The organism is Streptomyces botrytidirepellens, from assembly GCF_003721215.1.
GTDB lineage: Bacteria > Actinomycetota > Actinomycetes > Streptomycetales > Streptomycetaceae > Streptomyces > Streptomyces himastatinicus.
The window spans coordinates 42,307-54,979 of record NZ_RIBZ01000028.1 but is presented as its reverse complement, the minus strand read 5'-3'; the positions used below and the strand labels follow the sequence as shown (position 1 = coordinate 54,979).

14 protein-coding genes are annotated in these 12,673 nt (G+C 71.8%); 7 read left to right on the top strand and 7 right to left on the bottom strand.

Annotated features, from left to right (window positions below; translation table 11 throughout):
- Nucleotides 1-156 precede the first annotated feature (156 nt).
- The 4 genes from nhaA to EEJ42_RS52215 all read left to right on the top strand — a co-directional run bounded on the left by nhaA (nucleotide 157) and on the right by EEJ42_RS52215 (nucleotide 3,424).
- Nucleotides 157-1,548, top strand: coding sequence for a Na+/H+ antiporter NhaA (gene nhaA / locus EEJ42_RS01845; RefSeq protein WP_123098279.1), 1,392 nt, complete (start codon nucleotides 157-159; stop codon nucleotides 1,546-1,548).
- A 115-nt stretch (nucleotides 1,549-1,663) separates the two neighbouring features.
- Nucleotides 1,664-2,125, top strand: coding sequence for a phage holin family protein (locus tag EEJ42_RS01840; protein ID WP_123098278.1), 462 nt, complete (start codon nucleotides 1,664-1,666; stop codon nucleotides 2,123-2,125).
- Nucleotides 2,122-3,048 carry an alpha/beta fold hydrolase gene (locus EEJ42_RS01835; protein ID WP_123098277.1) on the top strand — a complete coding sequence of 309 codons (927 nt, stop codon included), beginning with the start codon at nucleotides 2,122-2,124 and terminating at the stop codon, nucleotides 3,046-3,048. The genes EEJ42_RS01840 and EEJ42_RS01835 overlap by 4 nt, the downstream gene beginning before the upstream one ends.
- A 169-nt stretch (nucleotides 3,049-3,217) precedes the next feature.
- Nucleotides 3,218-3,424, top strand: a complete 207-nt coding sequence (locus EEJ42_RS52215) for a hypothetical protein (RefSeq protein ID WP_123098276.1) — start codon at nucleotides 3,218-3,220, stop codon at nucleotides 3,422-3,424.
- 98 nt (nucleotides 3,425-3,522) lie between these two features.
- Here the strand turns inward: EEJ42_RS52215 and EEJ42_RS01825 are convergent, their stop codons facing one another.
- The 3 genes from EEJ42_RS01825 to nth are packed head-to-tail and all read right to left on the bottom strand — an operon-like array spanning nucleotide 3,523 to nucleotide 6,344.
- Nucleotides 3,523-4,722 (bottom strand): MarP family serine protease, encoded by a 1,200-nt coding sequence (locus EEJ42_RS01825; RefSeq protein WP_123098275.1) that lies wholly within the window; start codon nucleotides 4,720-4,722, stop codon nucleotides 3,523-3,525.
- Nucleotides 4,723-4,734: 12 nt separating this feature from the next.
- The gene (locus tag EEJ42_RS01820; protein ID WP_123098274.1) at nucleotides 4,735-5,421 is read right to left on the bottom strand and encodes an NUDIX hydrolase; all 687 of its coding nucleotides are present in this window, start codon (nucleotides 5,419-5,421) and stop codon (nucleotides 4,735-4,737) included.
- A complete protein-coding gene (gene nth, locus EEJ42_RS01815) occupies nucleotides 5,418-6,344 on the bottom strand; it encodes an endonuclease III (protein ID WP_123098273.1) in 927 nt (308 codons plus the stop codon). Before nth ends, EEJ42_RS01820 begins: the two co-directional genes overlap by 4 nt.
- Nucleotides 6,345-6,593: 249 nt before the next feature.
- Here nth and EEJ42_RS01810 point away from each other — a divergent pair, with 249 nt between their 5' ends.
- Nucleotides 6,594-7,268 (top strand): Crp/Fnr family transcriptional regulator, encoded by a 675-nt coding sequence (locus EEJ42_RS01810; RefSeq protein ID WP_009716739.1) that lies wholly within the window; start codon nucleotides 6,594-6,596, stop codon nucleotides 7,266-7,268.
- Between the two features lie 101 nt (nucleotides 7,269-7,369).
- On the opposite strand, the gene EEJ42_RS01805 is transcribed toward EEJ42_RS01810, so the two are convergent.
- The 4 genes from EEJ42_RS01805 to sp36 all read right to left on the bottom strand — a co-directional run bounded on the left by EEJ42_RS01805 (nucleotide 7,370) and on the right by sp36 (nucleotide 9,870).
- Nucleotides 7,370-8,200, bottom strand: coding sequence for an MBL fold metallo-hydrolase (locus EEJ42_RS01805; RefSeq protein WP_123098272.1), 831 nt, complete (start codon nucleotides 8,198-8,200; stop codon nucleotides 7,370-7,372).
- Nucleotides 8,197-9,168: an NUDIX hydrolase gene (locus EEJ42_RS01800; protein ID WP_123098271.1), complete on the bottom strand. Its 972-nt coding sequence runs from the start codon at nucleotides 9,166-9,168 to the stop codon at nucleotides 8,197-8,199. Before EEJ42_RS01800 ends, EEJ42_RS01805 begins: the two co-directional genes overlap by 4 nt.
- An 82-nt stretch (nucleotides 9,169-9,250) precedes the next feature.
- Nucleotides 9,251-9,715, bottom strand: a complete 465-nt coding sequence (locus tag EEJ42_RS01795) for a RidA family protein (protein WP_123098270.1) — start codon at nucleotides 9,713-9,715, stop codon at nucleotides 9,251-9,253.
- Nucleotides 9,712-9,870 carry a Sp36 family protein gene (gene sp36, locus EEJ42_RS01790; RefSeq protein WP_003967454.1) on the bottom strand — a complete coding sequence of 53 codons (159 nt, stop codon included), beginning with the start codon at nucleotides 9,868-9,870 and terminating at the stop codon, nucleotides 9,712-9,714. Before sp36 ends, EEJ42_RS01795 begins: the two co-directional genes overlap by 4 nt.
- A 72-nt stretch (nucleotides 9,871-9,942) precedes the next feature.
- Between sp36 and bagA the strand changes: the two genes are divergently transcribed.
- The gene (gene bagA / locus EEJ42_RS01785) at nucleotides 9,943-10,920 is read left to right on the top strand and encodes an ATPase BagA (protein ID WP_123098269.1); all 978 of its coding nucleotides are present in this window, start codon (nucleotides 9,943-9,945) and stop codon (nucleotides 10,918-10,920) included.
- A 121-nt stretch (nucleotides 10,921-11,041) separates the two neighbouring features.
- Nucleotides 11,042-12,385, top strand: coding sequence for an ATPase BagB (gene bagB / locus EEJ42_RS01780; protein WP_123098268.1), 1,344 nt, complete (start codon nucleotides 11,042-11,044; stop codon nucleotides 12,383-12,385).
- Nucleotides 12,386-12,673: the final 288 nt, after the last annotated feature.

Here is a 12,673-nt window from a genome sequence, read left to right as displayed (position 1 = left end):
GCCCCCGCCACGCGGGGGCGCCCCTCGGCTGTTCCGGTTAAGGTGAGAACCTGACGCGCTAACAACGCGTCAAGATCACAGGGCGCGCCGGGAAGTCTGGTCGGCACACGGCACACGTGTGTCCGCACCCGCCCGACGACCCAGGAGGCCCCACCCGTGGCCGCGCCCACCAGCCGCAAGTTCCTCGGCCGCCTTTCCCTCCCCGAGCGGACGTTCATCACCGACGCGCTGCGCACCGAGACCGTCGGCGGCATGATCCTTCTCGTCGCCGCGATCGCCGCGCTGATTCTGGCGAACACCCCGCTCAGCGGCGTCTACGGCGACATCAAGGACTTCTCCTTCGGCCCTCAGGCGCTGCATCTCCATCTGTCCGTCGAGTCCTGGGCCACCGACGGCCTGCTCACCGTCTTCTTCTTCGTCGCCGGCATCGAGCTGAAGCGCGAGCTGGTCGCGGGCGAGCTGCGCGATCCGAAGGCCGCCGCGCTACCCGTGATCGCCGCGCTGTGCGGCATGGCCGCCCCCGCGCTCGTCTACGTCGTCGTCAACGCGACCGGCGGCGGCAGCCTGAAGGGCTGGGCCGTACCGACCGCCACCGACATCGCCTTCGCGCTCGCCGTCCTCGCCGTCATCGGCACCGCACTGCCCGCCGCCCTGCGCGCGTTCCTGCTCACCCTCGCGGTCGTCGACGACCTCGGGGCGATCCTGATCATCGCGATCTTCTTCACCAAGGACATCAACGTCATCGCCCTCGGCCTGTCCTTCGCCGGGCTCGCCCTCTTCCGGCTGCTGCACCACAAGGGCGTACGCGGCGCGTACATCTACCTCCCGCTGGGCCTGGTCATCTGGGCGCTGATGCACGCGAGCGGGGTGCATGCCACCGTCGCGGGCGTCGCGATGGGCCTGATGCTGCGCTGCACGGTGCGCGAGGGCGAGGACCGTTCCCCCGCCGAGCGCATCGAGCACCGGGTGCGCCCCCTGTCGGCCGGGCTCGCCGTGCCGGTGTTCGCCCTGTTCGCCGCCGGTGTCCCGATATCCGGCAGCGCCGTCGCGGACGTCTTCACCCGCCCCGAGACGCTCGGCGTCGTCCTCGGCCTGGTGGTGGGCAAGGCCGTCGGGGTCTTCGGGGGTTCGTGGTGCGCCGCCCGGTTCACCAGGGCCGAGCTGAACGAGGACCTGGCGTGGGCGGACGTGTTCGCCGTCGCGACGCTCGCCGGCATAGGTTTCACCGTCTCGCTCCTCATCGGCGAACTGGCCTTCCCCGACGATCCGGCGCTCGCCGAGGAGGTGAAGTCGGCGGTCCTCATCGGCTCGCTGTGCGCCGCGCTGCTCGCGGGCATCCTCCTCAAGCTGCGCAACAACCGCTACCAGCGGCTGTACCAGGACGAGGAACGGGACGAGGACATGGACGGCATTCCCGACGTCTATGAACGCGACACTCCCGAATACCACCTCCGCATGGCCGCGATCCATGAGGCGAAGGCTGCCGAGCACCGGCGGCTTGCCGAAGTGGCCGCCGGGGGCGGCTCGGACGACGATGGTCCGGCATGATCTGAGACGCCATGATCTGAGAGGCTTGAAAGCCGCGGAACAGCGCAGAAGACCTGCACGCGCGGAAGACACGCGAAGACGACCGGAAGACGTACAAGAGCAGAGGGAGATGGCGATGAGCGCAGCCGACGACGGCGGCAACCGCAGCCTCGGCCAGCTGGTGGCCACGGCGACCACCGAGCTGTCCGCGCTGATGCACGACGAGATCGCGCTGGCCAAGGCCGAGCTCCGGGTGGGTGCCAAGAAGGCCGCGTTCGGCAGCGGCGCCGGTGTGGCGGCCGGGGTGCTGATCCTCTTCTCGCTTCCCGTGCTGAGCTTCGCCCTCGCCTACGGACTGCGTTCCTGGACCGGCCTCGGCCTCGCCTGGTGCTTCCTGATCGTGGGCGGCATCTACTGGCTGATCGCCGGGATCCTGGGCCTGGTCGCGCTGGTGAAGTTCAAGAAGGTCAAGGCGCCGAAGCGGTCCATCGCCTCGTCCAAGGAGACGGCGGCCGTCCTCGGGAACGTCAAGCCGCATCCGCGGGCCGCGGGGAACGGCGGCCGCTCCGTACGGGATGTGACACGCTCGTCGGCATGAGCGTCCCTGATATCTCCGCGTCGGTCGTTCGGCTGGACGGCCCCTGGACCCACCGGGACGTCGCGGCCAACGGCGCGCGCTTCCACATCGCCGAGCTGGGCGACGGCCCGCTGGTGCTGCTGCTCCACGGGTTTCCGCAGTTCTGGTGGACCTGGCGGCACCAGCTGACCGCGCTCGCCGACGCCGGCTACCGGGCGGTCGCGATGGACCTGCGCGGAGTGGGCGGCAGCGACCGTACGCCGCGGGGGTACGACCCGGCGAACCTCGCCCTCGACATCACCGGTGTGATCCGCTCGCTCGGTGAGCCGGACGCCGCCCTGGTCGGCCATGACCTGGGCGGATATCTGGCGTGGACGGCCGCGGTGATGCGGCCGAAGCTGCTGCGGCGGCTCGCGGTGACCTCCATGCCGCATCCGCGGCGCTGGCGGTCGGCGATGCTCGGGGACGTCCGGCAGAGCGCCGCAGGCTCCCACATCTGGGGATTCCAGCGGCCGTGGCTGCCCGAACGTCAGCTGGTCGCGGACGACGCGGAGGCCGTGGGGCGGCTGATCCGGGAGTGGTCCGGGCCGCAGCTGCCCGAGGACGAGGCGGTGGACGTCTACCGGCGGGCGATGGCCATCCCCTCGACCGCGCACTGCTCGATCGAGCCGTACCGCTGGATGGTGCGGTCGCTGGCGCGGCCGGACGGTATCCAGTTCAACCGCCGGATGAAGCGGCCGGTACGGGTGCCGACCCTGCATCTGCACGGGTCACTCGACCCGGTGATGCGGACCCGCAGCGCGGCGGGGTCGGGGCAGTACGTGGAGGCGCCGTACCGCTGGCGGCTCTTCGACGGCCTCGGCCACTTTCCGCACGAGGAGGACCCGCACGCCTTCTCCACGGAGCTGATCAACTGGCTCAAGGACCCGGAACCGGACCGCTGAGCCGACGCCGGACCGTGCGCCGGGCCGAGCCCCGAAACGCCTCCGGAACGGCCGCCGGGCCGGCCTCATGCGAACAGGTGTTTCTCGAACAGCCACTTGCCTGGCGCATAGGCCAATTGCCGCAGCCACCGGCGATTACCGACCTTGGGCCACGGGCAAAGTGCGGAGTATGGGCTGGACGCACGACTACCGTGACGCACCAAGCGGCCGCGGCTCCGAAGCCGCCGCTGCTGCCAATGCCGCACTGAGCGTTTCCGAGCGGAGCGGCTCCGGGCCTGTCCAAGGCCATGACCCCAATATCGTCGGGATTCCCCGCATCATCCGGCGCCGTGCCCGCTGGGTCTCGGCGCGGCTGCGCCATCCACGCAGCCGGTAGGCAACACCTACCGGCTCGCGTCTCCGTCACCCAGGAGCACCGGAACCGCCCGACACACCGGGATCACCGGCAATTCCTGGAACACCGGGAACGTGGGGCTAGAGGGCACACCCCTGGCTGTCCACCGGCTGATCGGCCGTACGCCCCTTCTCGGCATCCTTGCGCACCTCGTCCGCCGTCAGCGCGTACCCCGTGTCCGCGTCGTCGAGCGACTTGGCGAAGACCACGCCGTACACCCTGCCCTGCGGGGTGAGCAGCGGGCCGCCGGAGTTGCCCTGGCGCACGGTCGCGTACAGCGAGTAGACGTCGCGCTGCACGGTGCCACGGTGGTAGATGTCCGGGCCGTTGGCCGTGATGCGGCCGCGGACGCGGGCCGCGCGCACGTCGAACGCGCCGTTCTCCGGGAACCCGGCCACGATCGCGTCGTCGCCGCTGTTCGCGTCGCCCTGCGTGAACTGGAGCGCGGGCGCTTGCAGCGAGGGCACATCGAGGACCGCGATGTCGCGCTTCCAGTCGTAGAGCACGACCTTCGCGTCGTACAGCCGGCCCTCGCCGCCTATCTGCACGGTCGGGTCGTCGACGCCGCCGACCACATGGGCATTGGTCATGACCCGGTTCTGCGCGTAGACGAAGCCGGTGCCCTCCAGGACCTTGCCGCAGCTCGGGGCGGTGCCGACGACCTTCACGATGCTCTTCTGGGCCTGGCTGGCCACCGGGGACTGCGCGAGCGCCGGATCGGGCTGCGGAACCGAGGTGATCGGCTCGTTCGAGAACGGCGAGAAGACCTGCGGGAAGCCGCCCTGCGCGAGCACGGTGGAGAAGTCGGAGAACCAGGTGTTGGCCTGCTCCGGGACCACGCGCGAGACCCCGAACATCACCTTGGACTCGCGGACCTCCTTGCTCACGGTGGGCAGCGAGGTCCCGGCCACCAGGGAGCCGAGCAGCCAGGCGACCATCAGCATCGCCAGGACGTTCACCAGCGCGCCGCCGGTCGCGTCCAGGGCGCGCGCGGGTGACCAGGTGATGTACCGGCGCAGCTTGTTTCCCAGATGGGTCGTGGCCGCCTGGCCGACCGACGCGCACACGATCACCAGCACGATCGCCACGATGGCACCGAAGGTGCCGGGCGATGCCCGGTCGGTGGTGCCGTCCCAGATGACCGGCAGCAGATAGACCGCGACCAGGCCACCGCCGATGAATCCGATCACCGACAGCACGCCGACGACGAAGCCCTGGCGATAGCCGATGATCGCGAACCATACGGCGGCGAGCAGCAGCAGGATGTCCAGCACATTCACCGGGACACCGTCTCACGCGCGCCAGTCGAGTGGGACGTGCTTCGCCCGGTCCCATGGTCGTTCCCAGGCGGAGTAGTGCAGTATGCGATCGATCACTCCCGCGGTGAAACCCCAGACCAGGGCGCCTCCGACCAGGAAGGCCGGGCCCTGGTGACCACTGGGGTGCACGGTCGTCGCCCGGTTCGCCGGATCCGTGAGATCCGCCACGGGAACCGTGAAGACCCGGGCCGTCTCGGCGGGGTCCACCGGCCCGACCGGGCTCGGCCGCCGCCACCAGCCCAGGACGGGCGTCACGACGAAGCCGCTCACCGGGATGTACAGGCGCGGCAGGACGGCGAAGACCTGGACACCCGCGGGGTCGAGCCCCGTCTCCTCCTCGGCCTCGCGCAGCGCCGCATGCAGCGGACCGGCCCCGTCCGGATCACCGTCCTCGGGGTCGAGGGCGCCGCCGGGGAAGGACGGCTGGCCCGCGTGCGAGCGCAGCGAGCCCGACCGCTCCATCAGCAGCAGCTCGGGGCCGCCGGGGCCCTCCCCGAAGAGCACCAGCACGGCGGAGGGGCGGCCGCCGCCCTGCGGTGGCGGCAGGAACCGGCTCAGCTGGTGCGGCTCGATCGTCTCGGCCGCCCGTGCCACGGGGAGCAGCCACTCGGGCAGCCCCTGTGAGCTGACCCCCACGCCTCCGCCGTACGTGCTCGTCATCCGGCGGCTCCCAGCGGGGCGGCAGGGCTCCCCGGGTAGTCGGCGGGTGGGCGCAGCCGCTGCCCCGGCTGGCCGCCCATCTCGTACTTCAGCAGCTTCTTCGCCTTGTCCGGGTCGATCTCGCCCTCCCCGTACGCCGGGCAGAGCGGGGCGATCGGGCAGGCGCCGCAGGCGGGCTTGCGGGCGTGGCAGACGCGGCGGCCGTGGAAGATGATGCGGTGCGAGAGCATCGTCCACTCGCTCTTCGGGAAGAGCGCGGCGATCTCCGCCTCGACCTTCTCCGGGTCCTCCTGGTCGGTCCACTTCCAGCGCCGCACCAGCCGCCCGAAGTGGGTGTCCACGGTGAGCCCGGGCACCCCGAACGCGTTACCGAGGACCACATTGGCCGTCTTGCGGCCGACGCCGGGCAGCGTGACCAGGTCCTTCAGCCGCCCCGGCACCTCGCCGTCGAAGCGGTCGCGCAGCGCGGCGGAGAGGCCCAGCAGGGACTTGGCCTTGGCGCGGAAGAAACCGGTGGGCCTGATCAGCTGCTCCAGCGCCTCGGGGTCGGCGGCCGCCATGTCCTCGGGGGTCGGGTAGGCGGCGAAGAGCGCGGGGGTGGTCTGGTTGACCCGCAGGTCGGTGGTCTGGGCGGACAGGACCGTGGCGACCAACAGCTGGAACGGGTTCTCGAAATCCAGCTCGGGGTGGGCATACGGGTAGACATCGGCCAGCTCGCGGTTGATGCGCCGGGCGCGGCGGACGAGCGCGAGCTGGGATTCCGGCCGGGAGGGCTTCGCGGGCTTGGCCGATTTTGCGGTCTTGGCGGTCTTGGCGGTCTTGGCGGTCTTGGCGGTCTTGGCGGTCTTGGCGGTCTTCGTGGGCTGCGCGGATTTGGGTGCCTTCGCCGCATTCGCCGGCTCGGCACGCGCTTGTTCGCCCACAGCAGAATTACGTGATGCGGTCACCCGTTCGGCCCCCTTGCCCCGTGCTCTCACCGGCGTATTGGACACCCGGCCAGCCTAAGCCCCGCCACCGACATCCGGCCGGGCCACCGACGAGACCGCGCCCAATCGGACCCCTGCCGCACGGTCCGGCAGGCCAGTGCGTCAAACTTGTGATTGATCGCACTGTTTTACCGTCCGGCATCATGGGGACGACGGTCCCCTGTGCATGTCGACAAGGAGAGACTCGTGGACGACGTTCTGCGGCGCGCCCCGCTCTTCGCGGCGCTCGATGACGAGCAGGCCGCTGAGCTGCGCGCCTCCATGGGAGAGGCAACCCTCGCGCGGGGTGACGCCCTCTTCCACGAAGGGGACCCGGGCGACCGCCTGTACGTGGTCACCGAGGGCAAGGTGAAGCTCCACCGCACCTCTCCCGACGGCCGCGAAAACATGCTGGCCGTACTCGGCCCCGGCGAGCTGATCGGCGAGCTGTCGCTCTTCGACCCCGGCCCGCGCACCGCCACCGCCAGCGCCCTCACCGAGGTCAAGCTGCTCGGCCTCGGCCACGGCGACCTCCAGCCGTGGCTCAACGCCCGCCCCGAGGTCGCCTCCGCGCTGCTGCGCGCCGTGGCCCGGCGCCTGCGCAAGACCAACGACCAGATGTCCGACCTCGTCTTCTCCGACGTGCCCGGCCGGGTCGCCCGGGCCCTGCTCGACCTGTCGCGCCGCTTCGGCGTGCAGTCGGAGGAGGGCATCCACGTCGTCCACGACCTGACCCAGGAGGAGCTGGCCCAGCTGGTCGGCGCCTCCCGCGAGACCGTCAACAAGGCGCTCGCCGACTTCGCGGGCCGCGGCTGGCTGCGGCTGGAGGCGCGCGCCGTGATCCTGCTGGACGTCGAGCGGCTGGCCAAGCGCTCCCGCTGACGCAAGACGCCGCGAGGGCCCCTGCCGGAATCCCCGGCCGGGGCCCTTCGTCGTTCGGTTCCCGGACCATCCGCGCCTTCGGATCAGCCCACGCGGCGTTCTCAGATCAGCCCGTGCTCGCCCAGATAGTCCAGCTGAGCCCGCACCGACAGCTCCGCCGCGGGCCACAGCGACCGGTCCACGTCCGCGTACACGTGCGCCACGACCTCCGAGGGCGTGCGGTGACCGCTCTCGACCGCCGTCTCCACCTGCGCGAGGCGGTTGGCGCGGTGCGCGAGGTAGTACTCCACCACGCCCTGCGCGTCGTTCAGCACCGGGCCGTGGCCCGGCAGCACCGTGCCGACCCCGTCGTCCACGGTGAGCGACCGCAGCCGCCGCAGGGAGTCCAGGTAGTCGCCGAGCCGCCCGTCCGGATGCGCGACGACCGTCGTACCGCGCCCGAGCACGGTGTCGCCCGTCAGGACGGCGGCGTCGGCGGGGAGGTGGAAGGACAGCGAGTCGGCGGTGTGGCCGGGCGTGGGCACCACCCGCAGCTCCAGACCGCCGGTGGTTATGACGTCCCCCTGCTCCAGCCCCTCGTCGCCCAGCCGCAGCTCCGGGTCCAGCGCCCGGACCCGCGTACGGGTCAGCTCGGCGAAGCGGACCGCGCCCTCCGCGTGGTCGGGGTGGCCGTGGGTCAGCAGCGTCAGCCCGATCTGCTTCCCGGCCCGCTCCGCCGTCGCGATCACGTTCCGGAGGTGGCCGTCGTCCAGCGGGCCGGGGTCGATGACGACGGCGAGATCGGAGTCCGGTTCGGCGACGATCCAGGTGTTGGTGCCGTCCAGCGTCATGGGCGACGGATTCGGCGCGAGGACGCACACGGCGCGGTCGGTCGCCGGGCCGCCGATCGCGCCCCCGCGCGGCTGCCCGGGCAGGGAGGCTGCGTACGTCATGCTTCGGACTCCCCCGCGGTACCCGGGATGTGCTTGGTGAACTCGTCGTGGCCCGGCCAGCTCAGCACCAGGTCGTCGCCCTCCAGGCGGGCCTGTGCGAGCACGGGGGTCAGGTCCTGGTCCACGGCGGCCACCAGCGCGTCGTGGACCGTGCCGTACGGCCGCAGCTGGCGCAGCGTCGCGATGGTCGGCGGCATCATCAGCAGCTCGCCCCGGTCGTAGCCGTCGGCCGCGTCCCCGGGGCGGATCCAGACCGTACGGTCCGCCTCCGTGGAGGCGTTGCGCGTACGCTGCCCCCGCGGCAGCGCAGCCACAAAGAACCAGGTGTCGTAGCGGCGCGGTTCGAACTCCGGCGTGATCCAGCGGGCCCAGCCGCCCAGCAGGTCCGAACGGAGCACCAGCCCGCGCCGGTCGAGGAATTCGGCGAACGACAGGTCCCGGGCGACCAGCGACAGCCGGTCCGTCTCCCAGTCGTCGCCCGTGGTGTCCGCGACGACCGTGTGCGGGGTCGGGCCCGCGAGGAGCACGCCGGCCTCCTCGAAGGTCTCCCGGACCGCCGCGCACACGATGGCCTGCGCCTGCGTCGCGTCGCTCTCGTCGAGGCCCAGCCGCCGCGCCCACTGGGCGCGCGAGGGCCCGGCCCAGGCGACCATCCGCTCGTCGCGCGGGTCCACCGAGCCACCCGGATAGGCGTACGCGCCTCCGGCGAAGGCCATGGAGGCGCGTCTGCGCAGCATGTACACGGCGGGCCCGGCCGCATCGCCGCCGCGGTCGCCGCCCTCACCGTTGGTTCCGAACTGTTCCCCGTGCTCCCCGTCCTGCCCGCCCGGCGCACCGTCCGGTCCGTCCCGCAGCAGCAGCACGGTGGCGGCCCGGCGCGGCGTCACCGGCGTCAGCTCACCGGCCGACAACAACCGGATGCGCTCTGGCCACTCGGGTGGATACCACTGGCCATTCGTAGTGGACATGGCCGGATGCTATGCGTTTGCGGGCGGATGTTCGAGGGGCCCCGGCCGGGGCCCGGACCCCGCCAGGGGCCCTGACCAGGTACTAGTCCGCGACCTCGACCTGGATCTCGACCTCGACCGGCGCGTCCAGCGGCAGCACCGCCACGCCGACCGCGCTGCGCGCGTGCACGCCCGCGTCGCCCAGCGCCTCGCCCAGCAGCTCGCTCGCGCCGTTGACGACGCCCGGCTGCCCGGTGAAGTCCTGGGCCGAGGCGACGAAGCCGACGACCTTCACCACGCGCACGACCTTGTCGAGGTCGCCGACCACCGACTTCACGGCGGCCAGCGCGTTCAGCGCACAGGTGCGCGCCAGCTCCTTGGCCTCCTCCGGCGTCACCTCCGCGCCGACCTTGCCGGTCACGCCCAGCTTCCCGTCGACCAGCGGCAGCTGGCCCGCGGTGTACACGTACGGCCCGGTGCGGACCGCGGGGACGTAACTGGCGAGCGGCGCCGCGACCTCGGGCAGCGTCAGACCGAGCCCGGCGAGCTTCTCCTCGACGGCGGTCACGCCTTCTCCCGCTTCAGGTAGGCCACCAGCTGCTCGGGGTTGTTCGGCCCGGGCACGACCTGGACGAGCTCCCAGCCGTCCTCGCCCCAGGTGTCCAGAATCTGCTTCGTGGCGTGTACGAGCAGCGGCACGGTCGCGTATTCCCACTTCGTCATGCAGCCGACTGTAATGCCTCACTCCCGGGGCCTGGTGCGTAGGCCGTGGGGGGACTGGTTAGGCTCCCCAGTGTGAGCAGGCTCCATGTCGTCAGTGGCAAGGGCGGAACCGGCAAGACCACGGTCGCCGCCGCACTCGCGCTGGCCCTCGCGGCCGATGGCAGGCGCACGCTGCTGGTCGAGGTCGAAGGCCGCCAGGGCATCGCGCAGCTCTTCGAAACGGAAGCGCTGCCCTATGAAGAACGCAAGATCGCGACCGCGCCGGGCGGCGGGGAAGTCCACGCCCTCGCGATCGATCCGGAGTTCGCACTCCTGGACTACCTCCACATGTTCTACAAGCTGGGTTCGGCGGGGCGCGCCCTGAAGAAGCTCGGCGCGATCGACTTCGCGACCACGATCGCGCCCGGGCTGCGGGACGTCCTGCTGACCGGCAAGGCGTGCGAGGCGGTGCGCCGCAAGGGCAAGGACGGCCGCTTCGCCTACGACTCCGTGATCATGGACGCCCCGCCGACCGGCCGGATCACCCGCTTCCTGAACGTCAACCACGAGGTGGCGGGGCTGGCCCGGACCGGCCCGATACACAACCAGGCCCAGGCCGTGATGCGCGTCCTGAAGTCGCCCCAGACGGCCGTCCACATGGTGACGTTGCTGGAGGAGATGCCGGTCCAGGAGACCGCGGACGGCATCGCGGAGCTGCGCTCGGACGGCCTTCCGACGGGCGCGGTCATCGTCAACATGGTGCGGCCCGCGATCCTCGACCACGAGGCCGTCGACGCCGCCGCCAACGGCCGCCGCACCGCCGTCGCCAAGGCGCTCTCGCAGGCCGGGCTGGGCGGCGCGCGCCGCGGCGGCCTCGCCGAGCGGCTGGTCGACCCGCTGCTGGAGCAGGCGCGGGAGCACGCGGAGCGCGTCGCCCTGGAGCGGGCGCAGCGCTCCGAGCTGGCCGGTCTTGACCTGCCGCTGCACGAGCTGGAGCTGCTGACGGACGGCGTCGACCTGGCCGGGCTGTACCGGCTGGCGGCGGATCTGCGCAAGCAGTGGCCGTCGTGAGCGGCACGGGCACGGCGCGCGTCCCCGGCGGCGCGCCCCGTACGGGCGGCACCAACGGCACGAACCGCCGTACCCGCCGCATGAGCGGCACAAGTGGCACACGCCGTACGCAGGAGGCGGCATGAGCATGGACGTGGCACCCAGGCTGGAGACCGACGCGCTGCTGGACGACCCGCAGACCCGCATCGTGGTGTGCTGCGGCTCCGGCGGCGTGGGCAAGACCACCACGGCCGCCGCCCTGGGCGTACGGGCCGCCGAGCGCGGCCGCAAGGTCGTCGTCCTGACCATCGACCCGGCCCGCCGACTCGCGCAGTCCATGGGCATCGACGCGCTCGACAACGTCCCGCGGCGGGTGGAGGGCGTCGGGGACGAGGCGGGCGGCGAACTGCACGCCATGATGCTGGACATGAAGCGGACCTTCGACGAGTTCGTCGAGGCGCACGCCGACCCCGAGCGCGCCCGCGCGATCCTGTCGAACCCCTTCTACCAATCGCTGTCGGCCGGGTTCGCGGGCACGCAGGAGTACATGGCCATGGAGAAGCTCGGCCAGCTGCGGGCCCGCGAGGAATGGGACCTGATCATCGTCGACACGCCGCCCAGCCGGTCGGCGCTGGACTTCCTGGACGCCCCGAAGCGGCTCGGCTCGTTTCTGGACGGGAAGTTCATCCGGGTGCTGATGGCTCCGGCGAAGGTCGGCGGCCGGGCCGGGATGAAGTTCCTGAACGTGGGCGTATCGATGATGACGGGCACGGTCAGCAAGGTCCTCGGCGGGCAGCTGATGCGCGATGTGCAAACGTTCGCGGCTGCGATGGACACCATGTTCGGCGGGTTCCGCACCCGCGCCGAGGCCACCTACCGGCTCCTCCAGGCTCCCGGTACGGCCTTCCTGGTGGTGGCCGCCCCGGAGCGGGACGCCCTGCGGGAGGCCGCCTACTTCGTGGAGCGGCTGGCCGCGGATCAGATGCCGCTGGCCGGTCTCGTACTGAACCGGGTGCACGGCAGCGGCGCCGAACAACTGTCGGCGGAACGGGCCCTGGCTGCGGCGGAGACGCTGTCCCTGAAGAGCGCCACCGTTCCGGATCCGCCGGGGGAGGGTAGCGTTCCGGCCAACCCCGGCGAGGGCGCAGAAAATCTTGGTGCCGACGGATTTGTCGATCCCGACTCAGGGAATGCTCAAGCCCGGAACGCCTCAGCGGCGGACAATTCCTCGGTAGCGGACCCCGACGTCTCCCCCACGTCGGCGGAGCGGCTTGCCGCGGGACTGCTCCGGCTGCATGCGGAGCGTATGCAGGTGCTCGGACGCGAGCAGCGCACACACGACCGCTTCACGGCGTTGCACCCCGAAGTTCCGGTGGCCCAAGTGGCCGCGCTCCCTGGAGACGTACACGACCTGGCAGGGCTACGGGCGATCGGCGATCGCCTCGCGGCGACCCCGGCGGACCGACCCAAGCGCACGGCAGGCTGACGCCCGGCCCGCGACCGTGAGGACGGCCGACGCGAGAGCCGTCAGGGCAGGCTGACGCCTACCCAAGTGCCCAGGGCGCGCGTACGCATGGCGGCGCGTAGCCGCCGCGTGCCCATGGCAACAGGGCGCGACACCCAGCGCGGGCGTGACCCGGCATGGGTGCGGCATGGCGCGCGTACCCAAGCCGTGGCGTACCCCGTGCGTAGTCCTACGCAGGTGCGCCCGGCACGGCACACGGCCGGGACGGTCACAGCGCCCGCCGCGGATCCCCAATCGTCCGCGCCGTCG

Coding starts and splice junctions, on each gene's coding strand:
- EEJ42_RS52215 (WP_123098276.1), top strand. CDS start 3,218: ATGGGCTGGACGCACGACTACCGTGACGCACCAAGCGGCCGCGGCTCC.
- EEJ42_RS01800 (WP_123098271.1), bottom strand. CDS start 9,168: ATGTCCACTACGAATGGCCAGTGGTATCCACCCGAGTGGCCAGAGCGC.
- EEJ42_RS01820 (WP_123098274.1), bottom strand. CDS start 5,421: ATGACGAGCACGTACGGCGGAGGCGTGGGGGTCAGCTCACAGGGGCTG.
- EEJ42_RS01835 (WP_123098277.1), top strand. CDS start 2,122: ATGAGCGTCCCTGATATCTCCGCGTCGGTCGTTCGGCTGGACGGCCCC.
- EEJ42_RS01805 (WP_123098272.1), bottom strand. CDS start 8,200: ATGACGTACGCAGCCTCCCTGCCCGGGCAGCCGCGCGGGGGCGCGATC.
- EEJ42_RS01840 (WP_123098278.1), top strand. CDS start 1,664: ATGAGCGCAGCCGACGACGGCGGCAACCGCAGCCTCGGCCAGCTGGTG.
- bagB (WP_123098268.1), top strand. CDS start 11,042: ATGAGCATGGACGTGGCACCCAGGCTGGAGACCGACGCGCTGCTGGAC.
- sp36 (WP_003967454.1), bottom strand. CDS start 9,870: ATGACGAAGTGGGAATACGCGACCGTGCCGCTGCTCGTACACGCCACG.